This window comes from Curtobacterium sp. ABR8 (genome assembly GCF_057812125.1).
The window spans coordinates 1,758,761-1,781,420 of the sequence record NZ_CM173818.1; the positions used below are offsets into that span (position 1 = coordinate 1,758,761).

The window sequence follows — 22,660 nt, forward strand, 5'->3', positions numbered from 1 at the left end:
CGGCATCGCGGAAGGCCTGGTCCGCTCCGGGTACGCCGTCGTCTTCCGGTCGGTCTTCGCCAAGATGGACCCCGAGCGGGCGCACCACCTGGCGTTCGCCGTCATCAAGGCCCTGCCGCACGTGCCGTTCGTGGGCGGTCTGGTCGAGCGCTACTCCCGCCCCTCGGCGGCCGACGGCATCACGACGATGGGCATCCACTTCCCGTCCCGCTTCGGCCTCGCCGCCGGGTTCGACAAGGACGCCCGCGGCATCGGCGGCCTCGGCCTGCTCGGCTTCGGGCACGTCGAGGTCGGCACGATCACCGCGAAGCCCCAGCCGGGCAACGAGCGTCCTCGCCTGTTCCGGCTCATCGAGGACCGCGCGCTCATCAACCGGATGGGCTTCAACAACCACGGCGCCGGTGCTGCGGCCCGACGCCTCGAGCGCGCCCGCCGCAACCCGGGGCGGCCCGTCATCGGCGTGAACATCGGCAAGAGCCGCGTCGTCGCCGTCGACGACGCCATCGACGACTACCTGGAGTCGACGCGTCGCCTCGCCCCGTTCGCCGACTACCTGGCCGTCAACGTCAGCTCCCCGAACACGCCCGGCCTGCGCGGCCTGCAGGAACTCGACCAGCTCCGCCCGCTGCTGTCCGCCGTCCGCGACGCCGCCGGTGACACGCCCGTGCTGGTGAAGATCGCGCCGGACCTGACCGACGAGCAGGTCGACGCCATCGCCGACCTCGCGGTGTCGCTCGGGCTGTCCGGCATCATCGCCAACAACACGACGATCTCCCGTGAGGGGCTCACCGCGGATCCGGCCGACGTCGAGGCGATGGGTGCCGGGGGACTCTCCGGCGCGCCCGTCGCAGCGCGTTCGCTCGAGGTGCTGCGTCGCGTCCGTGCCGCGGTGCCGGCCGAGTTCTGCGTCATCGCCGTGGGCGGTGTGACGACCGAGCAGGACGTGCAGGACCGCATCGACGCCGGGGCCACCCTGGTGCAGGGCTACACTGCGTTCCTCTACGAGGGGCCGAGCTGGGCCACCCGCATCAACCGCTTGCGCCGCAAGCGGCTGCGCCGCGCCGCGCGCTGAGCGCGGGGGCGCGGGCGTGCCCGCTCGCCCGACTCCGTCGTCCTCCCGACTCCGCCGTCCGTCCGACTCCGTCGTCCCTCCAGGTTCCGAAATCTCGGCATCTCGCGGCCTGCAGCGGCCGTTCGTGGAACCCTGGCGACACGCACGCGGCGAGTCGTGGAACCTCGCCGACCACCCCTGGGACGGGAGGCACGGTGCGACCCCGCCCCGTGCCTCCCGTCCGCCGGTGCGTCGCCACGCCCGGATGCGGCCAGCGAGGTTCCGAGATTTCGGAACCTCGCCGCGCAAGCGGGGCCGCTGTGGAACCTCGGAGTCACGCACGCGGCGAGTCGTGGAACCTTGGCGGCACGCACGCGGCGGGTCGTGGAGCCCCGAGCCCCGAGCCCCGAGCCCCAACCCGAGCGGGGGGCCACGGAGCCGCGCGCTCCGGAACGACGAAGCGCCGCCCGGCGAGGCCGGACGGCGCTTCGGACAGCGGCGCTGGGGTCAGAGGGCGGGGTACTGCCCGCGCTTGACCTGGGGCTTCGGCAGGCGCAGGAACCGCAGCTGCCACGCCCGCGTCAGGATGTAGAGGAACGTGCCGCGCTGCATTTCGCCGAACTTGGTCGTGAGCTTGCGGCGCATCGAGAGCCAGAGCACCACGCAGTCGAGCACGAACAGGGCCACGAACGCCCAGACGAGCAGGAGCGAGTACGACGCGATCGCGGTCTGCGAGGCGGCGAACCCGACGATCAGGAACAGCACGAGCACGGGCATCATGATCTCGCCGACGTTCCAGCGCGCGTCGATCCAGTTGCGGACGAAGCGACGCTGCTCACCGCGGTCCTTCGCCGGCAGGTAGCGCTCCTCGCCGTTGGCCATGCCGACCCGGGCACGCTCGCGCTCGGAGTTGAGACGCGCGCGGGCGGCCTTCTTGTCGACCGGCGTGTTGCCGACGAGGGGACGGCGGTTCGCGGCCTCGCGCTCACGGCGGGACGGCGTCGGGCGGCCCTTGCCCTGCTCGAGGAGTTCTTCCTCGGTCGGGTTGACGGTCGTGTTGGTCTTGGGGGCTGCCTTCGCCACGGTGCGTTCCTAACGGCGTTGTGCGTGCGGGATCGTCCTCTAGATTACCGGGCATGACCGACACCGCACAGCCCAGCTCCGCGACCGACCCCGCGCTCCTCGACGCCCTGCGCGAACAGGTGCAGGGTGCACTGCCCACGACGATCGCCGATCTGTCCGCCCTGGTGCGTCTGCCGTCGGTGTCGTGGTCGGCGTTCGACCCGGCGAACGTGCGGGCGAGCGCCGAGGCCGTGGCGGACCTGGCGCGGTCCACCGGTGTGTTCGGCGCCGACGACGTCCGGATCGTGCGGTCGGCCGTCGACGGGGACACGGCCGACGCCGAGACCTCCGGCGCTGAGCTCGGCCAGCCCGCGGTGCTCGCCGTCCGCCCGGCCCGGAACGGCAAGCCGACCGTGATGCTCTACGCACACCACGACGTGCAGCCGCAGGGCGACGACGCACTCTGGGAGACACCGCCGTTCGAGCCGACCCTCCGTGGCGACCGTCTGTACGGGCGCGGCGCCTCGGACGACAAGGCCGGCGTGATGACCCACATCGCGTCGCTGCGGGCGATCCACGCGCAGTTCGGTGACGACCTCGACCTCGGCGTCGTGCTGTTCGTCGAGGGCGAGGAGGAGTTCGGCTCCCGGTCCTTCCGCACCTTCCTGCGCGAGCAGAAGGAGCACCTGGCCGCCGACGTCATCGTGGTGGCCGACAGCGACAACTGGTCGGTGGACGTGCCGTCGATCACGGTCTCCCTCCGTGGCAACGTCACGTTCAAGCTCACCCTGACGACCCTCGAGCACGCGAGCCACAGCGGCATGTTCGGGGGAGCGGCCCCGGACGCGATGATCCCGATGGTGAAGCTGCTCGCGTCGCTGCACGACGACGCCGGTTCCGTCGCGGTGGAGGGGCTCACCTCGTACGAGGCCGACGTCCCGTCGCGCACCGACGACGAGCTCGCCGTCGACGCGGCCCTCGTTGCGGGCGTCCGGCCGATCGGCACCGGCGAGGTCCTGTCCCGCATGTGGTTCCAGCCGTCCATCACCGTGACCGGCATGGACGTGCCGAGCGTCGCGAACGCCTCGAACACGCTGCTGCCGTCCGTCTCGGCCCGCGTCTCGGTCCGGGTCGCGCCCGGCCAGGACGCGCGCGAGGCGTACGCAGCCGTCGAGCGGCACCTGCGGGCACACGTGCCCTTCGGTGCCCGCATGGAGATCACAGAACCGGACAGCGGCGACGGGTTCCTCGTCGACACGGCCGGTTGGGCCGTCCAGGAGGCACGCACGGCCATGCGGGAGGGCTGGGGTGCCGAGGCGGTCGAGCAGGGCATCGGCGGCTCGATCCCGTTCGTCTCGGACCTCGCCGCGGAGTTCCCGGAGGCCCAGATCCTGGTCACCGGGGTCGAGGACCCGGACACCCGCGCCCACAGCCCGAACGAGTCGCAGCACCTCGGCGTCCTGCACCGGGCCATCGCGTCCGAGGCGATCCTGCTCGCCAGGCTCGCGACGCGCAGCTGACGGTGCTTACAATCGACGCCAGGCGCGGTGAACCGCACCGCCCGGAGGGAGACGCGCGATGAGCGACACCATCACCACCGACGCACCGGCGACCGAGGCAGCCTCGCACGGCGTCCTCCTGAGCGACGCCGCGGCCGGCAAGGTGGCGAGTCTCCTCGAGCAGGAGGGCCGCGACGACCTCCGCCTGCGCCTCGCCGTCCAGCCCGGGGGCTGCTCGGGCCTGATCTACCAGCTGTACTTCGACGAGCGCCTGCTCGACGGTGACGTCACCGCCGAGTTCGACGGGGTCGAGGTCGTCGTCGACAAGATGAGCGTCCCGTACCTCGACGGCGCGACGATCGACTTCGAGGACACCATCCAGAAGCAGGGCTTCACGATCGACAACCCCAACGCGCAGGGCAGCTGCGCGTGCGGTGACAGCTTCCACTGATCACCAGCCGATCCGACACGCGAGCGGGGAGCGACCGACACGGTCGCTCCCCGCTCGCGTTCGTCGGTGCACCTGGTCGCAGCGTGACCGGGGAAAACGGCCGGTCAGGAGTGCGGATCGCGGCGATGAGCGTGTCGGGTGTGCACGAGCGGTGGCGAGCTGCGAGTAAGCTAGGAGTGTTCCAATCAAGCTGGGAGCCAGCCAAGTGTCGCCTTCGTGCGGCTCGGCGGGTTCGGCTCCGAGCTCACGTCTTTGCGAGAGGTAACAGTGCGTTCGAATCGCCGTATACGTTGGGCGGCCGTCCCGGTGGCCGTCGGTCTGGTCATCGCACTGGCTGGCTGCACGCAGCAGCAGATGAACGGATGGCTCCCCGGCACGGAGGAGACGAAGAACGTCACCAACCACACGAGCCGCATCGTCGGCCTGTGGACCACCAGCTGGGTGGTGCTCCTCGCCGTCGGTCTCATCGTCTGGGGCCTGATCATCTGGGCCGCGATCGTGTACCGCCGCCGGAAGGGCCAGACCGGCCTGCCCGTGCAGATGCGCTACAACATGCCGCTCGAGATCTTCTACACGATCGTGCCGCTCATCCTCGTGCTCGGCTTCTTCGCCTTCACCGCGAAGGACCAGGCCGCGATCGAGAAGCCGTTCGACGACCCCGACGCCACCGTGCACGTGTACGGCAAGCGCTGGGCGTGGGACTTCAACTACATCAACAAGGACAACCCCGAGGACAGCGTCTACTACCAGGGCATCCAGGCCCAGGAAGAAGAGAACGCCAAGGGCGCCATCGACGAGTCGCAGCTGCCGACCCTCTACCTGCCGCAGGGCAAGAAGGTCGCGATCGAGCTCTCCTCGCGCGACGTCGACCACTCCTTCTGGATCATCGACTTCCTGTACAAGAAGGACATGCTCCCCGGCAAGACGAACTGGGAGTACTTCATCCCGGAGAAGCTCGGGACGTACCAGGGCAAGTGCGCGGAGCTCTGCGGTGAGTACCACTCGCTCATGCTCTTCCAGGTGAAGGTCGTCACGCCGGCGCAGTACCAGGACTACCTCGACACCCTGAAGGACCAGGGCAAGGTCGGGCTCCTCGGCGACGAGTACAACACCAACACGAACGAACCGAACAACAAGGCGCCGGTCGAGGCGTCCAGCGAGAACAAGTAGGGGCTCGTCAGATGACAACGTCTTTCGTCGGCCAACCGACCCAGACTGCTTCGCCGGACTTCCAGGCGTCGAAGGTGGGCCGGAAGGGCAACATCATCGTCCGGTGGATCACCTCCACCGACCACAAGACCATCGGGTACATGTACCTGATCGCGTCGTTCGTCTTCTTCCTGCTCGCAGGTGTGATGGCCCTGGTCATCCGCGCCCAGCTGTTCGAGCCCGGCCTGCACGTGGTCGCGACGAAGGAGCAGTACAACCAGCTCTTCACGATGCACGGCACGATCATGCTGCTGATGTTCGCGACGCCGCTGTTCTCGGGCTTCGCGAACGCGATCATGCCGCTCCAGATCGGTGCTCCCGACGTCGCCTTCCCGCGACTCAACGGCTTCGCGTTCTGGCTCTACCTGTTCGGCTCGCTCATCGCGGTCGGTGGCTTCCTCACCCCGCAGGGTGCGGCCTCGTTCGGGTGGTTCGCCTACGCGCCACTGAGTGACACGACGTTCACACCAGGGCTCGGCGGCACACTCTGGGTCTTCGGACTCGGCATGACCGGCTTCTCGACGATCCTCGGCGCGGTGAACTTCATCACCACCATCATCACGATGCGTGCCCCGGGTCTGACCATGTTCCGCATGTCGATCTTCACGTGGAACACCCTCGTGACGGCCCTGCTCGTGCTGATGGCCTTCCCGGTGCTCGCCACCGCGCTGTTCGGCCTCGGTCTCGACCGCGTGTTCGATGCGCAGATCTTCAACCCGGCCAACGGCGGAGCCCTGCTCTGGCAGCACCTGTTCTGGTTCTTCGGGCACCCCGAGGTGTACATCATCGCGCTGCCGTTCTTCGGCATCGTGTCCGAGGTCTTCCCGGTCTTCAGCCGCAAGCCGATCTTCGGGTACAAGACCCTCGTCTACGCGACCATCGCGATCGCGGCCCTGTCGGTCACGGTCTGGGCGCACCACATGTACGTCACCGGTGGCGTCCTCTTGCCCTGGTTCTCGCTCATGACGATGCTCATCGCGGTCCCGACCGGCGTGAAGATCTTCAACTGGGTCGGCACGATGTGGCGCGGTTCGGTGACCTTCGAGACCCCGCTGCTGTGGGCCGTCGGCTTCCTGATCACGTTCACGTTCGGTGGTCTCACCGGTGTGATCCTGGCGTCGCCGCCGCTCGACTTCCACGTGTCCGACTCGTACTTCGTCGTCGCGCACTTCCACTACGTGGTCTTCGGGACCGTCGTCTTCGCGATGTTCTCCGGCTTCTACTTCTGGTGGCCGAAGTGGACGGGCAAGATGCTCAACGAGCGCCTCGGCAAGATCCACTTCTGGCTCCTGTTCATCGGGTTCCACACAACGTTCCTCATCCAGCACTGGCTGGGCGTCATCGGCATGCCGCGTCGTTACGCGACCTACCTGCCGAACGACGGTTTCACCTGGATGAACCAGCTGTCGACGATCGGCTCGATGATCCTCGCGATCTCGTTCCTGCCGTTCATCTTCAACGTCTACGTGACGGCCCGGAACGCACCGAAGGTCGCCGTGAACGACCCGTGGGGCTACGGCCGCTCGCTCGAGTGGGCCACCAGCTGCCCGCCGCCCCGCCACAACTTCACGTCGATCCCGCGGATCCGTTCCGAGTCCCCGGCCTTCGACCTGAACCACCCCGAGGCAGGTGTGCCGATCGGTGTCGGCCCCGCGAAGGACGCCCCGGATGCCCCGACCTACGACGCCGCGAAGGGCGAGGTGAAGTAAGCCGATGCGCGCGAACACCAACCTGTTCTGGATCCTCTTCGGGTTCTTCGTCCTCGCGGACGCCGCGTACACGATCTGGGCGCTGCTCTACTACGGGCGCCCGGAGTGGGTCGGCACCGTTGCGATCGGCCTGACCGGCATCATGTCGGCGTTCATCGCCTTCTACCTCGGCAAGGTCATGGCGTCCCAGGGCGGCGTGCTGCCAGAGGACCGCCCCGACGCCAACATCGAGGACGGCGACGCCGAGCTCGGGCACTTCAGCCCCTGGTCGTGGTGGCCGATCCTGCTGGCAGCAGCGGTCGCCGTCTGCTTCCTCGGCGTCGCAGCCGGTCTGTGGATCGTCCCGATCGGCCTCGCCCTGGTGGCGGTCACCCTGGTCGGCTGGGTCTACGAGTACTACCGCGGCAACTTCGGGCACTGACCTGACGCTGCAACGCACCTGACACTTCGGGCGGCACCACATCCGGTGCCGCCCGAAGTGCGTCCAGGCGCTGCACACCGCAGCACACGACCCGGCGCTGCACACCACGGCACACGACCCGGCGCTGCACACCACGGCACACGACCCGCGCTGCACGCCGCAGCGCCCCACGAACTCCGGTCCCCGATCCGGAACAAACGGGCCCGCCCGCGGCTTGACTGGAGCGGACCTCCCCACCACAGCGAAAGGAGTCACCTCAGGTGACCGACAAGCGCACCCTCATCATCTTCGGCGCGACGGGCGACCTCGCCTCCCGCCTGCTGCTGCCGGGCCTCGGCACGTTCCTGCAGAGCGGTCGAGCGGTTCCCGTCCAGCTCATCGGCACGGGCCGCAGCGCCCGCAGCGCGGAGCAGTGGAAGGACATCGTCACGAAGTCCTTCGCGTCGCAGGACGTCAAGGGACCCGAGGTCGACGCCACGCTCGCGTCGACCCAGTTCATCCAGGGCGACCCCACCGACCCGGAGCACCTCAAGGCCCTGCTGGACGCGGCCGAGGCCGAGCCGATCCTGTACTTCGCCCTGCCGCCGCAGATCGCCTCCGACATCTGCGAGGCGCTCGAGCACGTGGAGCTCCCGGCGGGCACCACGCTGGCCTTCGAGAAGCCGTTCGGCACCGACGTCGCGAGCGCCAGGGCCCTCAACGAGACGGTGCTGAAGCTCGTCCCCGAAGAGCGCGTGCACCGCACCGACCACTTCCTCGGACGCACCACGGTCCTCAACATCATCGGTCTGCGCTTCGCGAACCGCCTGTTCGAGCCGATCTGGAACGCCGACAACATCGAGAAGGTCGACGTCTTCTACGACGAGACCCTCGGGCTCGAGAACCGCGCCCAGTACTACGACGAGGCCGGCGCGATGGTGGACATGATCCAGTCGCACCTGCTGCAGATCCTCGGCATCGTGACGATGGACGCCCCGGCGGACATCGATTCGGTCGAGTTCCGCTCGTCCCTGGCCCGGGTGCTCCGTTCGACCGAGCTCAAGGGCGGCGACCCGAAGATCGCGTCGCGTCGCGCCGTCTACACGGCCGGCACGATCGACGGCAAGGAGCTGCCGTCCTACCAGGACGAGGACGGCGTCGACAAGTCGCGGAGCACCGAGACGCTCGCCGAGATCTCGGTCGAGGTCGACACCGCCCGCTGGAAGGGCGTCCCGTTCACGTTGCGGTCCGGCAAGGCACTCGGCAACAGCCGGAAAGAGGTGCTGATCACCTTCAAGCCGGTGACCCGACTGCCCTCCGGCCTGAGCGGTCGCCCGAAGGCGGACACGCTGCGCATCGTCCTGAACCCGGACGAGATCGAGCTGACCGTGTCGGCCAACGGCGGTGGCAACCCGTTCGAGATGGGCCAGGTCACCCTGTCGTCGTCGTTCAGCGACGGCGAGCTGACCCCCTACGGCGAGGTCCTGAACGGCATCTTCCACGACGACCCGCTGCTCTCGATCCGCGGCGACGTGGCCGAGCGCTGCTGGGAGATCGTCGAGCCGGTCGTCAAGGCCTGGAAGGCCGACGAGGTCCCGCTCGAGGAGTACCGCGCCGGTTCGCGCGGGCCGGCGGACTGGGAGTCGTCGTCCTGACGGACGTGACAGTCGCGCCCTGAACGGGCGGAACGGCGGACGGGAGGCACGGTGCCAGCTGGCACCGTGCCTCCCGTCCGTTTCGTGGTCAGGACCACCGCATCAGGCGGGCCCGCCGGCGCGCTCGCCTTCGCCGGTCCACGAGCGGGTGCCACCGTCGTGCACGGGCAGCCGCGTGCGGTGCCCGGTCGACGCGCCCCGCGCCCGGGCGATGGCGTCCGACGCGGACACGAGCGTCAGGTGCGACAGCACCTGCGGCGTGTTGCCGACGTGGTGGCCGGTGGTGACGTCGACCTCCTCGGACAGCATCCCGACGTCGTTCGCGTACCCGACGAGCACGTCCATGAGGCGTTCGGCGTCGTCGATCCGTCCCGAGGCCGCGTACTGCTCGACGAGCCAGAACGAGCACGCCAGGAACGGGTGCTCTGCGCCGGTGAGGCCGTCGAACCCGGACGACGTCCGGTACCGCAGCACGAGGCCGTCGGAGCCGGTCGACAGGTCCTGCTCGATGGCGGCGACGGTGCCCGCCATCCGGGCGTCGTGGGCGGAGACGTACCCGATCTGCGGCAGCACGAGCAGGCTCGCGTCGACCTCGTCGGTGTCGTAGTGCTGCCGGTAGCTGCCACGGGCGGCGTTCCAGCCGTGCTCCTCGATCTCGGCCCGCACCTGGTCGCGCAGGGTGCGCCAGCGGTCGACGGGCCCTTCGAGACCGAACTCCTCGACCGCCGCGACCCCACGGTCGAACGCGGCCCAGATCATCGCGCGCGAGTGCGTGAAGTGCCGGCGCGGGCCGCGCATCTCCCAGATGCCGTTGTCGGGCTCCTGCCAGTGCTCCTCGACGTAGCCGAGCAGGGCGCGCTGCAGGGCCCACGAGTCGGCGTTCTCCTCGACCCCGAGCTCGCGGGCGTCGTGCAGCGCTGCCAGGACCTCGCCGAACACGTCGCCCTGGTACTGCGTGTACGCGCCGTTGCCGACCCGGACGGGCGTCGAGCCGGCGTACCCGGGCAGGTGCGGGAGCTCGCGTTCCGGCAGCTCGCGCTCCCCGGCGATGCCGTACATGATCTGCACGTCGGCGGGGTCGCCGGCGATGGCGCGGAGCAGCCAGCCGCGCCAGTGTGCCGCCTCGTCGCGGTAGCCGTGCGCGATGAGGGAGGCGAGTGCGAGGGAGGCGTCGCGGAGCCACACGTAGCGGTAGTCCCAGTTGCGTTCGCCGCCCGGGTCCTCCGGCAGGCTGGTGGTCACGGCGGCCACCACGCCGCCGGTCTCGCCGTGGGTCATGGCGCGGAGCAGCAGGAGGGAGCGGCGGGCGGCGTCGGCGTAGCGACCCTCGGTGCGCGCCGTCGCCATCCAGTCCGTCCACCACCCCACGGTGCGGTGGAGTTCGGCGTCGACGTCGACGGGCGCCGGGGGCTCGCGGTGCGAGGGGTACCAGGTGAGGACGGTGTCCAGCACGTCACCGTCGTGGATCGTCGCGGTGGCCGTGTGCCGGTGGTCCGATGCCCGGAACCGCGGGCCGCGCACGATGACCGACCCGGGCCCGGCGGTGGCGAGCAGTGCCGGGTCCTCGTCGCCGCCGATCTGGCGCACCCACGGCAGTGCGAGGGCGTAGTCGAACCGGATCCGCAAGGTCTGCTGCACCTCGACCGTCCCGCTCAGCCCGCGGACACGGCGGACGATGGACGGGCGGTGCGCGCCGACGGGCATGAACTCGGTCACCTCGACGACGCCGTCGGCCGTGGTCCAGACGGTCGACAGGACGAGCGTGTCGCCGTGGTACTTCCGGTGCGCGGTCGCCGTGGGGTCGGTCGGGCGGAGCGTCCAGTGCCCGTGGTCCTCGGTGCCGAGCAGCGAGGCGAACGTCGCGGTGCTGTCGAAGCGCGGCAGGCACGCCCAGTCGATCGTGCCGTCGCGACCGACGAGCGCGGCGGTCGAGGTGTCGCCGATGACGGCGTGGTCCTCGATGCGGTTCAGGGGAGTCGAGGGAGTCGCTGGTGGACGCTCGGCGTCGGCGGTCCGGTCCGGGTCCGTGTCGGTGCTCATGACCCGATCGAACACCCGGTAACCGAGCGCGGGGGATGAGCGGCCGGGTCGCCGGCCGTCTCTCGGCCGCGTGCCGTCGGTGTGCCTGAAACCTCGCTCAGGCCGGGTCGGAGGCGTCCGCCTCGGCGAGGCCGACGCGCGCGAGCTCGGACCAGAGTCCGGCGCCGTCCGGTGCGTAGACCCACGGCGCCGAGGTGTCGCGGGAGCGCTCCTGCGCCCGGGAGCGTCCACCGGCGAGGACCGCCTCGCTCGTGGACAGCTGTCGGATCGCGACGCCCGCGACGTTCTCGGGGTGCTCGCGGGCGAACTCGCCGTACAGCGACTCGTCGTGCTGGCCGTCGTCGCCCACGAGCAGCCACTGGACGTCCGGGAAGTCCTTCGCCAGACGTCGGAGGTTCTGCTGCTTGTGCAGTTGCCCGCTCCGGAAGAAGCGGTCGTGCGTGGGCCCCCAGTCGGTGAGCAGGAGTGTGCCCGACGGGTACATGTTGCGGGTCAGGAAGCGCTGCAGCGTCGGGGCGACGTTCCAGGCACCGGTGGACAGGTACACCGTCGGGGAGCCGGGGTGCTGCGCCTGCACGCGTTCGTACAGCACGGACATGCCCGGCACCGGGCGGCGGGCGTGCTCGGTGAGGACGAACGAGTTCCAGGCGGCCAGCATCGGGCGGGGGAGCGAGGTGACCATCACCGTGTCGTCGATGTCGGACAGCAGGCCGAAGCGGGTGTCGGGATGCACGACGAACACGTCGGCCTCGACGTCGCGGCCGCCGCCGGCCGACAGGCGCACGGTGCGCCAGCCCGGTTCGAGGTCGATCGGCACGATGGTGTCGACGACCCCACCGCGGTCGGTCTCGACGACGTGCGAGACCCCGCCGGCGGTGACGGTGACCTCGGCGTGGTCGACCGCGACGCTCGTGAAGCTCTTCCACCCGCGGACGCCGGCGTACGAGACGTCGGAGGCGAGACCGCGGCGGGTCAGCAGCACACGGCACAGGATCCGGACCCATCCGGGGGCGCCGTAGCCCGTGTAGGGGACGACGGTCGGGACCAGGCCACGGCTTCGGGCACGGTGCTCGCGGAACTCCTGGACGGCGTCCTCGATGCGGGCCGCGCGGTGCAGGAGCGGCTCGGCCAACGACGGCTCGTGGGGCGTCGGGTCGGGCATCGCCCCATCATCCCATGCACGACCCGGAAGTCCACGTCCCAGGGTGCCTGTGGTGAGTCGCAGCCACGTTCCAGCCGGTCTCTGCGAAAATCGTCCTCATCACACCAACCAACCGCGCTGGAGCGCAAGAGGAGAACACGTGCTCGTCACCGAGGTAACGAACGCTCTGCCGGGGGGATCATCACTGCTCAGGAACGAGCCGGTCCAAGCCCGCAGTTCGGCGCGCCTCGCGGGTCTGCTCGACGCTGCTGCCGCGGTGATCGACGAGATCGGGTTCGAGCGACTCACGACCGCGATGGTCGCCGAACGGGCCGGGGCGTCCATCGGCACCGTCTACCGCTACTTCCCGGACCGCATCGCCGTGGTCGAGGCACTCGCCATCCGCTGCACGCAGCGCCTCGCGGCGCGCTTCGTCGCGGCGCTCGACGCGAGCGGCGCGGAGACCTGGCAGCAGGCCTGCGACGCGCTGATCGACGAGACGGCGGAGCTCTACCGCACCGAGCCGGGCTTCCGCGCGATCCGCTTCGGCGACACCGCGGACACCGGGACCGGTGACGCCGAAGACCGCATGGGGGCGCTCGGCGCCGCCGTCGGGCAGATCATGCGCGACCGGTTCGGCCTGCCCGAGAACGAGCGCATCGCGCGGGCCTGGGTGGTGCTGGCCGAGTCCGGACACGCCGTGCTCGCGCGGGCGCACCGCGACCGTGCGAACCCCGACACCGCGCTCATCGCCGAGTACCGCGCGATGAGCCGTGCCCACATGGAGTCGGTGGTCGCCGCCGGCTGAACCCGGCGCGGAACCCGCCCCCATCCGACCCGCCCGTGCTCTCCGAACAGGAGGCGCGGGCGTCGTCGTCCGCGCTGGTTCCGTCGTGCGCTCGGTCCTGTCCACAGCGGTGCGCACCTGTCCGGGACGCGCCGCGTGCCCGAACGGGTGAACCACTGTCGGACCTGGCGGGTACTCTCATCCGGAGTCGGGCTACCTCCGAACAGAAGGGCACCCATGATCGAGTTCCGCTCGGTTCGCAAGACCTACCCGGACGGCACCACCGCGGTCGACGACTTCGACCTCGTGATCCCGTCCCGGACCACCACCGTCTTCGTCGGTTCGAGCGGGTGCGGCAAGACGACGCTGCTGCGCATGATCAACCGGATGGTCGACCCGACCTCGGGTTCCGTGCAGATCGACGGCTCCGACGTCTCCGGCGTCGACCCGGTCAAGCTCCGTCGGAGCATCGGCTACGTCATGCAGAACTCCGGGTTGCTGCCGCACCGCAAGGTCGTCGACAACATCGCGACCGTGCCCCTGCTGACGGGTGTGTCGAAGGCCGACGCCCGCGCTCGTGCGCTCGAGCTCATGGACACCGTGGGACTCGACCGGGCGTTCGCCGACCGGTACCCGTCCCAGTTGTCCGGCGGGCAGCAGCAGCGTGTCGGTGTGGCCCGCGGGCTGGCCGTCGACCCGAACATCCTGCTCATGGACGAGCCCTTCGGCGCCGTCGACCCGCTGGTCCGCAACGACCTGCAGGACGAGCTCATCCGCCTGCAGCGCGAACTCGGCAAGACCGTCGTGTTCGTCACGCACGACATCGACGAGGCGTTCAAGCTCGGCGACCAGGTCGTCATCCTGAAGAAGGGCGGCGAGATCGCTCAGCAGGGCACGCCGTCCGAGATCCTGGCCGAGCCGGCCGACGACTTCGTCGCGAACTTCATCGGCGTGGGTCGTGGGCGTCGGTCGCTGCGCGTCGAGCACACCCCCACGGGCCCGATCGTCGTCGACGGTGACGGGCGCGCCGCCGGGGTCCTCACCGGACCGGTCAACGTCGTCGACGCCGCCGCCGCGGTGCAGGCCGACCCCACCTCGAACCAGGCCGGAGCGTCGCAGGACGCCCCGGGCGCTCCGGCGCAGGGTGGAGGCACCCGGTGAAGTGGGTGCTGGCGAACCTCGACACGATCCGTGACGCCACGGTCGCGCACCTGGCCATCGCCATCCCGCCGATCATCATCGCCTTCCTGCTGTCCATCCCCATCGGCTGGCTCGTCGTCCGGCTCCAGCGCCCCGGCGGATCGCGGTTCGCCTCCGGCGTCGGCAGCGGCATCGTGACGTTCGCCGGACTCCTCTACGCGATCCCGTCGCTGGCGCTGTTCGTGGCACTGCCGGGCATCATCGGCACCGGTCTGCAGAGCCCGGTCAACGTGGTGATCGGCCTGACGCTGTACGGCCTCGCCCTCATGGTCCGGTCGACGGTCGACGGGCTCACGTCGGTGGACTCCGGGACGACGTCGGCGTCGACCGCCATGGGGTACTCGTCGGCGCAGCGGTTCTTCCGCGTCGAACTGCCGCTCGCCGGGCCGGTGCTCCTCGCCGGGCTGCGGGTGGTGTCGGTCTCCACCATCTCGCTCACCACCGTCGGCGCAGTCCTCGGCATCCAGAGCCTCGGGTCGCTGTTCACGGACGGACTCGGCCGCGGCATCTACGAGGAGATCATCTCCGGCATCGTCATGGTCCTCGTGCTGGCGTTCGTGCTCGACGGTCTCCTCGTGCTGCTCGGCCGCATCGTGATGCCGTGGACCCGGACGGCCTCGGTGTCGCGCCGACAGGCCCGCCGCGTGCTGCAGACCGCGGAGGTCTCCTCGTGATCATCGGACAGGCCTTCGCCTGGGTCTTCGACCCCACCAACTACTCCGGCTACAACGCGATCCCCGGACGGCTCTGGGAGCACGTCTGGATCACCCTGCTCGCCGTCGTGATCGCCTCGGTGATCGCGGTGCCGATCGGGTACGCCATCGGCCACACACGCCGCGCACGGGGCTTCTCGATCGCCGTGTCCGGTGGGATCCGAGCACTGCCGACGCTCGGCGTGCTCTCCCTGTTCGGACTCCTGCTCGGCATCGGACTGCAGGCGCCGCTCCTGGCGCTCGTCGTGCTGGCGATCCCCTCGGTGCTGGCCGGTGCCTACTCGGGCATCGAGTCGGTCGAGCCCGTGACGGTCGACGCCGCGAAGGCGCAGGGCATGACGGGCTGGCAGATCCTGTGGAAGGTCGAGGTCCCGCTCGGTCTGCCCCTGCTGATCGGCGGATTCCGCGCGGCCGTGCTGCAGGTCGTCGCGACGGCGACGCTCGCCGCCTACGTCGGTGCCGGCGGCCTCGGCGGCTACTTCTTCCTCGGTCTGAAGACCCAGGACTACGCCGAGATGCTCGGCGCCTCCATCCTCGTGATCGCACTCGCGATCGCGTTCGAGATCGTGTTCGCCGTGCTGCAGCGGGCGTCGGTGCCCAAGGGCACCGCCGACCCGTCGGCCCGGCAGCGCCAGGGATCGCGCGAGCGAGCCCGCAATCCCATCCCGGAAGGAAATCCATCGTGATCACAGCAAAGATCCGTGCGGGCGTCGCAGCAGCGCTCGCACTGGGCGTCGCCGCCGCCCTGACCGGCTGCGCGTCGAGCGACCCGCTCGACAGCGGCTCCAGCGCGTCGTCCGACTCCAAGACGATCGTCGTCGGCTCGCAGCAGTACTACTCGAACGAGATCATCGCCGAGCTCTACGCACAGGTCCTCGAGAAGAACGGCTTCGAGGTCAAGCGCAACTTCAACATCGGGCAGCGTGAGGTCTACATCCCGCAGCTCGAGAAGGGAGCGATCGACGTCATGCCCGAGTACAGCGGCAACCTGCTGCAGTACTTCGACAAGGACTCCAAGGCGAAGACCGCCGACGAGATCGACGACGGCCTCGAGACGGCGCTGCCGAAGGGCCTCCGGGTCCTCGACGAGGCCGAGGCGACCGACCAGGACAGCTACACCGTCACGAAGCAGTTCTCCGAGGACAACGACGTGACGAGCCTCGCCGACCTGAAGGACGTCAAGTCCAAGCTCACGGTCGGCGCGAACTCCGAGTTCCAGACCCGTCCGTACGGTCCGAAGGGCCTGAAGTCGGTCTACGGCGTCGACGTCGACTTCAAGGCGGTCGAGGACTCCGGCGGAGCCCTGACGGTCAAGGCGCTGAAGGACGGCACCGTCCAACTCGCCGACATCTACAGCGCCGACCCGAGCATCAAGGCGAACGACTTCGTCACGCTCGAGGACCCGGAGAACCTCATCCTGCCGCAGAACGTCATCCCCGTCGTCTCCGACAAGGTGAACGACAAGGCCGCGGACGCGATCGACTCGGTCAACGAGAAGCTGACCCCCGAGGCCCTGATCGAGCTCAACACCAAGAGCACGGCGGACAAGGAGAAGGCGTCCACCATCGCCAAGGAGTTCCTGACGGACGAGGGCCTGCTGTAACAGCAGTCTCCGCGAGTTAGACGACAGGCGTCGGGCAAATGCCCGGCGCCTGTCGTCGTTCCCGGCGATGCCGATCGGCACATCCGTGCCGCACAGTTGTGCCGATCACTGCCGTTGCACGTTCGTGCACGGAACATTTCTACAAGTTGTCGAAGTGGGTGGTGGCGCGGTACCGTTGAAGAGTCCCAACGGCTGTGACATCTGATGTATCCGTTCCACAGGAAGACACTGACGTGCACCGACTGCGCGCGGCGACCCGACTGGGAAGTGCCGCATGACCGACCTCCTCGATCCGCTCATCCTGTCGCGGTGGCAGTTCGGTCTGACGACCATCTACCACTTCCTCTTCGTCCCGTTGACGATCGGCATGGCCGCCGTGGTGGCCGTGTTCCAGACCGCCTGGTACCGGACCGGTCGAGCGCACTACCTGCAGCTGACCCGGTTCTTCGGACGGATCTTCCTGATCAACTTCGCGATGGGCGTCGTGACGGGCATCGTGCAGGAGTTCCAGTTCGGCATGAACTGGTCGAACTACTCGCGCTTCGTCGGTGACGTCTTCGGGGCGCCCCTCGCGCTCGAGGGGATCCTGGCGTTCTTCTTCGAAGCGGCGTTCATCGGCGTGTGGATCTTCGGCTGGGACCGTCTGCCGAAGGGACTGCACCTGGCGAGCATCTGGTGCGTCAGCGCGGGCACGATCATGTCGGCGTACTTCATCATCGCCGCGAACGCGTTCATGCAGCACCCGGTCGGGTTCTCGATGAACGAGGCCAAGGGGCGTGCCGAGCTGACCGACATCTGGGCGGTCCTGGGCAACAAGGTCGCCCTCGCGGCGTTCCCGCACACGTTGTTCGCGTGCTTCATGGTCGCCGCAGCGGTCATCATCTCGGTCGCCGCGTACCACCTGGCGCGCAACCAGAACCTCGAGACGATGATGCCGGCGCTGAAGTTCGGCATGTGGACCATGGTCGCTGCGGGCGCCCTGACCGTGCTCACCGGCGACCAGCTCGGCCTGACGATGGTCGACACGCAGCCGATGAAGATGGCTGCGGCCGAGGCGCTGTACAACACGGCGACCGGCAAGGACGCCTCGTTCTCGATCTTCACCCTCGGCACCCCCGACGGCGTGCACGAACTGTTCTCGATCCGGGTGCCCTACCTACTGTCGTTCCTGTCCACGCACACCTTCAACGGCACGGTCGAGGGCATCAACGACCTGCAGGCGCAGTACACGCAGGTGTACGGGCCCGGCGACTACAAGCCGATCATCTGGGTGACCTACTGGTCGTTCCGCTGGATGATCGCGCTCGGCGTCGGTGCGGTCGTGGTGTCGCTCGCCGGCCTCTGGCTGACCCGCAAGGGCCGCTTCCCGACGAAGCGCTGGATCTGGCGCGTCGCCACCTGGACCGTCCCGCTCCCGATGGCCGCGATGATCGTCGGCTGGATCTTCACCGAGATGGGTCGCCAGCCGTGGCTCGTGTTCGGGTTGCTCAAGACCAGCGACGGCGTCTCGCCGAACGTGACCGGGCTCGAGGTCCTCATCTCGCTCATCGTGTTCACCGTGATCTACGGCTCGCTGGCGGTGGTCGAGTTCAAGCTCATCAAGAAGGTCGCGCAAGAGGGCCCTGCCGCACCGGCAGCGGTCGACGAGGAGACCGGCGAGGTCAAGCACGAAGTGACGGTGTACTGAGATGGACCTCCCTGTTCTCTGGTTCGCGATCGTCGGCGTGTTCTTCGTCGGCTACTTCGTCCTCGACGGCTTCGACTTCGGCGTCGGCATGTCCCTGCCCTTCCTCGGCAAGGACGACACCGACCGCCGGGTGCTCATCAACACGATCGGCCCGGTCTGGGACCTCAACGAGACCTGGGTCATCGTCGCCGGCGCCTGCCTGTTCGCGGCGTTCCCCGAGTGGTACGCGACGATGTTCTCCGGCTTCTACCTCGCGCTGCTGCTCATCCTGGCGGCACTGATCCTGCGCGGCGTCTCGTTCGAGTACCGGCACCAGAACAAGCACCTCGAGTGGAAGCGCCGCTTCGACCTGATGATCATCGTCGGGTCCGCCGTGCCGTCGTTCCTCTGGGGCGTCGCGTTCGGCAACGTGGTGCGCGGGATCCCGATGGACTCCGGGCACAACTACACGGGCACGCTGTTCGACCTGCTCAACCCGTTCGCACTGCTCACCGGCGTGGCCACGCTGCTGGTGTTCTTCACGCACGGCGTCGTGTTCGTCGCGCTGAAGACCGAGGGCGAGATCCGCGAGCGCGCCAAGCGCCTGGCGACCCGGGCCGGCATCCTGACGATCCTCGTCGGCGCCGCGTTCCTGGTCTGGATGGCGTTCGTGCGGGCGACCCCGGCCTCGCTCGTGCTCTCCGTGGTCGCGGCGCTCGCGCTGGTCCTGGCCGTGCTCTGCAACGCCTGGGGCAAGGAGGGCCGTGCGTTCACGCTGATGGCCGTCACCATCGCCGCGATCGTGCTCGCCATGTTCACGGCGATCTTCCCGGACGTCATGCCCGCCACCAACGACCCGGCGAACAGCCTGAACGTGTACAACGCCTCGAGCGGCTCGTACACGCTGACGGTGATGAGCTGGGTGGCGCTGATCTTCGTCCCCCTCGTGTTCGCCTACCAGGCCTGGACCTACTGGGTGTTCCGCAAGCGTGTCTCGCGGGCCCAGGTCACCCAGGCCGCGCACTAGGCAGGCGACGGTGAAGCCGCTCGACCCGCGACTCCTGCGCCTGTCGCGGACGGCGCGCGGCTTCATCGTCGCGGCCGCCGGCACCGGCGTCCTCCGCACGGTCGCGACCATCGCGATCGCGTGGGGGATCGCCGCCGCCGTGACGCTCGGCATCGACGCGGTCCACGTCGGCCGTGTCCCGGACACCCTCGGGCAGGCCCTCGCACTGCTCGGCGGAGCGTTCGTGCTCCGTGCCGTTGCGGCGTGGGCGACCGACGACCTGGCGGCACGCGCCGCGGCGAAGGTGAAGAGCGAGATGCGCACGACGGTGCTCGCCCGCGCGGCCGAGCGCGGTCCGTCCTGGCTGGCAGGCCGCTCGAGCGCGGGCTTCGCCACCACCCTCGGGCCGGGGCTCGACGCGCTCGACGCCTACTTCGGCCGCTACCTGCCGCAGCTCGCGCTGACCGCGAGCGCCACGCCGCTGCTGCTGGTCGCGATCGGTCTCGGTGACCTGACGAGCGGGCTGATCATCCTGTTCGCCCTGCCGGTCATCCCGGTGTTCATGATCCTGATCGGGCTCGCGACCCAGGCGTTGCAGCGGAAGCAGTCCGATGCCCTCGCGAAGCTCGGCGGCGCCTTCCTCGAGGCCGTCGAGGGCCTGTCCACGCTCAAGGTCTTCGGTCGTGCCCGCCGCCAGGTCGGCCGCATCGGTGCCGTCACGGACGAGTACCGTCGCGGCACGCTCGGGGTGCTCCGGCTGTCCTTCGTGAGCGGGTTCGCCCTCGAGCTCGCCGCGAGCCTGTCCGTCGCCCTCGTCGCGGTGTCGATCGGCATCCGGTTGGTCGACGGCTCGCTCGGGCTCGGGGCGGCGATGTTCGTCCTGGTCCTCGCTCCCGAGGCGTTCGCCCCCATCCGTCAGGTCGGCGCGGACTTCCACGCCGCCCAGGACGGCGTCGAGGCATCGGCAGCGGTGCTCGACGTCCTCGCCGACGACACGGACCCCGCGCCGCACGACCGTCCGGACACCGTCGGCAGGCAGGCCGAGGGCGCGGACACCGCGGCGGCCGCCCCGGCGGCGACGGCGTTGGCCGTGCACGGACTGACCGTCCGCCGGCCGGACGTGGTGATCGGCCCGCTCGACCTGCACGCCGGTCCCGGCACCGTCGTCGTCCTCGCCGGGCCGAGCGGCTCCGGCAAGTCGAGCGTGATCGCCGCGCTCCGCGGCGTCCTGCCGCACGACGGCACCGTCGTCGTGCCCGGTGCCGCCGGTACGACCGTCACCGAGCGCACCACCTGGGCCGACCAGCGCCCCCGCCTCGTGCGCGGGACCGTCGCCGAGAACGTCGCGCTCAGCGCGACCCCCGACGCCGCGGACGTGCGGACCGCGTTGCGCGACGCCGGGCTGGAGGTCGACCCGGGCCTCCCGATCGGCGCCGGGGGCAGCGGCCTGTCCGGCGGGCAGGCGCAGCGCGTCGCCGTCGCGCGGGCGTTGTACCGCGCCCGCCGGGTCGGCACGCCGTTGGTGCTGCTCGACGAGCCCACGTCGGCGCTCGACGCCGAGGCCGAGGCCCGTGTCGTCGCCGCGCTCCGCGGCCTCGCAGCCGACGGAGCCGTCGTCGTGGTCGCCAGCCACCGACCGGCGGTCGTCGCCGCGGCCGACGTCCGCGTCGACATCGGCACCGGGGGCTCGGTCACCGTCCGGACGGGGGCGCGCGCATGAGCCCGCAGCGGGGGTCGTCCCGGCAGCGGGCGCTGTCCCGGCAGCGGCCGCTGTCCCGGGAGGCCCGTGGGGGCTCCGTCCTGCGCCTCGCGTTGCCGCACGGGTCGGGATGGGCGAAGGCCGTCGCCGCCGGCGCGCTCAGCGCGGTCTGCGCCGTGGCACTCCTCGCCGCGAGCGGCTACCTCATCACCCGTGCCGCCGAGCACCCGCCGATCCTGTACCTGACCCTCGTGATGGTCGGCGTGCGGGCGTTCGCCCTCGGCCGGGCGGCGCTGCGCTACGTCGACCGGCTCGCCGGGCACGACGCGTCCTTCCGGCAGCTCGCGGTGGTGCGGACCGAGATGTACCGGCGGCTCGCCTCGGTCGCGCCGGCGGGGCTGGGGAGCACCGGCCGCGGCGACCTGATGACCCGACTGGTCACCGACACGGACCGGCTGCAGGACCTGCCCATCCGCGTCGTCGGACCGCTGGTGTCCGCCGGGGTCGTCGCCGTGCTGTCCGTCGTCGCCGTGGCGTTCGTGTCGGTGCCGGCAGCCGTCGTGCTCGTGCTGGCCCTGGCGGTCGCGGCGCTGCTCGGGTCGGTCGTGACGCGCTCGATCGCCGAGCGCTCCGATCGCGAGACCGCGGCGGACCGCGGCCGGGTCGCCGACCTCGTGCTCGACACCGTCCGCACGCTCGACGTCTTCGCCGCCTACGGCACCCTCGACGAGCGCCTGGCGCACATCGCCCGTCTCGACGCCGGCGTCACCCGAGCGGTGCGTCGTCGCAGCACGGTCGAGTCGCTCGTCGGCGCCCTGGTCGGGCTGCTCGGCGGCGCGGCGGTCATCGGGATCCTGGCCGTCGGTGCACCCGCCGTGGTGGCCGGGGCGCTCGACGGCCCGCTCTGGGCGCTGACGGTGTTCGTGCCGCTCGCCCTGTTCGAGGTCATCGGGGGCGTACCGCTCGCCGTCCTCACGCTCCGCCGGGTGCGTGCCGCCGCCGAGCGGGTCGAGCAGGTCGTCCCGGCAGAGGTACCCGCGGGCATCGTGCCGGAACCCGAGCAGGACGCCGACCCCGCCGAACTGGCGGTGTCCGGGCCGGTCACCGTGGCGCTGCGCGACCTGACCGTGCAGTGGCCAGGAGCCCCGGCGCCCGCGGTCGACGGGGTCTCGCTCGACCTGCGGCCCGGCGAGGTCGTCGTGCTCGAGGGGCCGAGCGGCGCGGGGAAGTCCACCCTCGTCGACGCGCTCGTCCGCTTCGTCGACCACCGGGGCTCGTACACGCTCGACGGGATCTCGGCGAAGGACATGCACCCCGACGCCGTCCGTGCCCGCATCGGTCTCATCGAGCAGGACCCGTTCGTCTTCGACCAGTCCGTGCGGCAGAACCTGCTGTTCGCCCGCGAGACCGCCACCGACGACGAGCTGCTCGCGGTGCTCGACCGGGTCGGCCTCGGCGAGTGGGTCGGACGTCGCGGTGGGCTCGACGCGTCGGTGGGGGAGCGCGGCGGTCTGGTGTCCGGCGGTCAGGCGCACCGCCTCGCCCTGGCCCGCGCTCTCCTGCACGCGTTCCCGGTGCTGGTGCTCGACGAACCCACGGCGGACATCGACCCGGACCTCGGCGACGCCGTCCTGCGCGACCTCGTGACGACGGCCCGCGCAGCGGGCCGCACGATCGTGATCGTTTCGCACGTGCCGGTCAGCACGGACCTGGTCGACCGCACCCTGCGGATGCGGGACGGGCGCCTGCTCGCCGGGTGAGCCGACGGG

Annotated in this window: 19 protein-coding genes; 16 read left to right on the forward strand and 3 right to left on the reverse strand. The window is 70.1% G+C overall.

Annotation, left to right across the window (positions count from 1 at the left end; genetic code table 11):
* Positions 1-4: 4 nt before the first annotated feature.
* On the forward strand, positions 5-1,072 hold the full coding sequence (locus tag ACXKZB_RS08475) for a quinone-dependent dihydroorotate dehydrogenase (protein ID WP_488825875.1): 1,068 nt from the start codon (positions 5-7) through the stop codon (positions 1,070-1,072).
* Between the two features lie 486 nt (positions 1,073-1,558).
* Here the strand turns inward: ACXKZB_RS08475 and ACXKZB_RS08480 are convergent, their stop codons facing one another.
* On the reverse strand, positions 1,559-2,134 hold the full coding sequence (locus ACXKZB_RS08480) for a DUF3043 domain-containing protein (RefSeq protein ID WP_123312925.1): 576 nt from the start codon (positions 2,132-2,134) through the stop codon (positions 1,559-1,561).
* Positions 2,135-2,187: 53 nt separating this feature from the next.
* Here ACXKZB_RS08480 and ACXKZB_RS08485 point away from each other — a divergent pair, with 53 nt between their 5' ends.
* The 6 genes from ACXKZB_RS08485 (at position 2,188) to ACXKZB_RS08510 (ending at position 9,036) form a co-directional block, all read left to right on the forward strand.
* Complete coding sequence (locus ACXKZB_RS08485) at positions 2,188-3,633, forward strand: dipeptidase (protein ID WP_222660767.1); 1,446 nt, start codon at positions 2,188-2,190, stop codon at positions 3,631-3,633.
* 58 nt (positions 3,634-3,691) lie between these two features.
* A complete protein-coding gene (locus ACXKZB_RS08490; protein ID WP_123312923.1) occupies positions 3,692-4,063 on the forward strand; it encodes a HesB/IscA family protein in 372 nt (123 codons plus the stop codon).
* 267 nt (positions 4,064-4,330) lie between these two features.
* A complete protein-coding gene (ctaC, locus tag ACXKZB_RS08495; protein ID WP_222661289.1) occupies positions 4,331-5,233 on the forward strand; it encodes an aa3-type cytochrome oxidase subunit II in 903 nt (300 codons plus the stop codon).
* Positions 5,234-5,244: 11 nt separating this feature from the next.
* On the forward strand, positions 5,245-6,981 hold the full coding sequence (gene ctaD / locus ACXKZB_RS08500) for an aa3-type cytochrome oxidase subunit I (RefSeq protein WP_173168381.1): 1,737 nt from the start codon (positions 5,245-5,247) through the stop codon (positions 6,979-6,981).
* 4 nt (positions 6,982-6,985) lie between these two features.
* Entirely contained in the window at positions 6,986-7,402 is a 417-nt protein-coding gene (locus ACXKZB_RS08505) for a cytochrome c oxidase subunit 4 (protein ID WP_488825684.1), read from the forward strand.
* A gap of 260 nt (positions 7,403-7,662) precedes the next feature.
* The gene (locus ACXKZB_RS08510) at positions 7,663-9,036 is read left to right on the forward strand and encodes a glucose-6-phosphate dehydrogenase (protein WP_488825686.1); all 1,374 of its coding nucleotides are present in this window, start codon (positions 7,663-7,665) and stop codon (positions 9,034-9,036) included.
* A gap of 102 nt (positions 9,037-9,138) precedes the next feature.
* On the opposite strand, the gene ACXKZB_RS08515 is transcribed toward ACXKZB_RS08510, so the two are convergent.
* Positions 9,139-11,076 (reverse strand): glycoside hydrolase family 15 protein, encoded by a 1,938-nt coding sequence (locus tag ACXKZB_RS08515; RefSeq protein ID WP_488825688.1) that lies wholly within the window; start codon positions 11,074-11,076, stop codon positions 9,139-9,141.
* A gap of 97 nt (positions 11,077-11,173) precedes the next feature.
* Complete coding sequence (locus tag ACXKZB_RS08520; protein ID WP_111085765.1) at positions 11,174-12,238, reverse strand: App1 family protein phosphatidate phosphatase; 1,065 nt, start codon at positions 12,236-12,238, stop codon at positions 11,174-11,176.
* 256 nt (positions 12,239-12,494) lie between these two features.
* Between ACXKZB_RS08520 and ACXKZB_RS08525 the strand changes: the two genes are divergently transcribed.
* The 9 genes from ACXKZB_RS08525 to cydC all read left to right on the forward strand — a co-directional run bounded on the left by ACXKZB_RS08525 (position 12,495) and on the right by cydC (position 22,651).
* Positions 12,495-13,025 carry a TetR/AcrR family transcriptional regulator gene (locus tag ACXKZB_RS08525; protein ID WP_488825689.1) on the forward strand — a complete coding sequence of 177 codons (531 nt, stop codon included), beginning with the start codon at positions 12,495-12,497 and terminating at the stop codon, positions 13,023-13,025.
* A 216-nt stretch (positions 13,026-13,241) separates the two neighbouring features.
* Positions 13,242-14,165: an ABC transporter ATP-binding protein gene (locus ACXKZB_RS08530; RefSeq protein WP_488825691.1), complete on the forward strand. Its 924-nt coding sequence runs from the start codon at positions 13,242-13,244 to the stop codon at positions 14,163-14,165.
* A complete protein-coding gene (locus ACXKZB_RS08535; RefSeq protein WP_488825692.1) occupies positions 14,162-14,878 on the forward strand; it encodes an ABC transporter permease in 717 nt (238 codons plus the stop codon). The genes ACXKZB_RS08530 and ACXKZB_RS08535 overlap by 4 nt, the downstream gene beginning before the upstream one ends.
* Complete coding sequence (locus tag ACXKZB_RS08540) at positions 14,875-15,603, forward strand: ABC transporter permease (RefSeq protein ID WP_123313146.1); 729 nt, start codon at positions 14,875-14,877, stop codon at positions 15,601-15,603. The genes ACXKZB_RS08535 and ACXKZB_RS08540 overlap by 4 nt, the downstream gene beginning before the upstream one ends.
* Positions 15,600-16,520 (forward strand): ABC transporter substrate-binding protein, encoded by a 921-nt coding sequence (locus ACXKZB_RS08545; RefSeq protein WP_123312917.1) that lies wholly within the window; start codon positions 15,600-15,602, stop codon positions 16,518-16,520. Before ACXKZB_RS08540 ends, ACXKZB_RS08545 begins: the two co-directional genes overlap by 4 nt.
* Positions 16,521-16,794: 274 nt before the next feature.
* Complete coding sequence (locus tag ACXKZB_RS08550; RefSeq protein WP_222660775.1) at positions 16,795-18,207, forward strand: cytochrome ubiquinol oxidase subunit I; 1,413 nt, start codon at positions 16,795-16,797, stop codon at positions 18,205-18,207.
* A 1-nt stretch (position 18,208) separates the two neighbouring features.
* Positions 18,209-19,213, forward strand: a complete 1,005-nt coding sequence (gene cydB / locus ACXKZB_RS08555; RefSeq protein ID WP_340196989.1) for a cytochrome d ubiquinol oxidase subunit II — start codon at positions 18,209-18,211, stop codon at positions 19,211-19,213.
* A gap of 10 nt (positions 19,214-19,223) precedes the next feature.
* Positions 19,224-20,912 (forward strand): thiol reductant ABC exporter subunit CydD, encoded by a 1,689-nt coding sequence (gene cydD / locus ACXKZB_RS08560; RefSeq protein ID WP_488825694.1) that lies wholly within the window; start codon positions 19,224-19,226, stop codon positions 20,910-20,912.
* Positions 20,909-22,651, forward strand: a complete 1,743-nt coding sequence (gene cydC, locus ACXKZB_RS08565) for a thiol reductant ABC exporter subunit CydC (protein ID WP_488825695.1) — start codon at positions 20,909-20,911, stop codon at positions 22,649-22,651. Before cydD ends, cydC begins: the two co-directional genes overlap by 4 nt.
* Positions 22,652-22,660 lie beyond the last annotated feature (9 nt).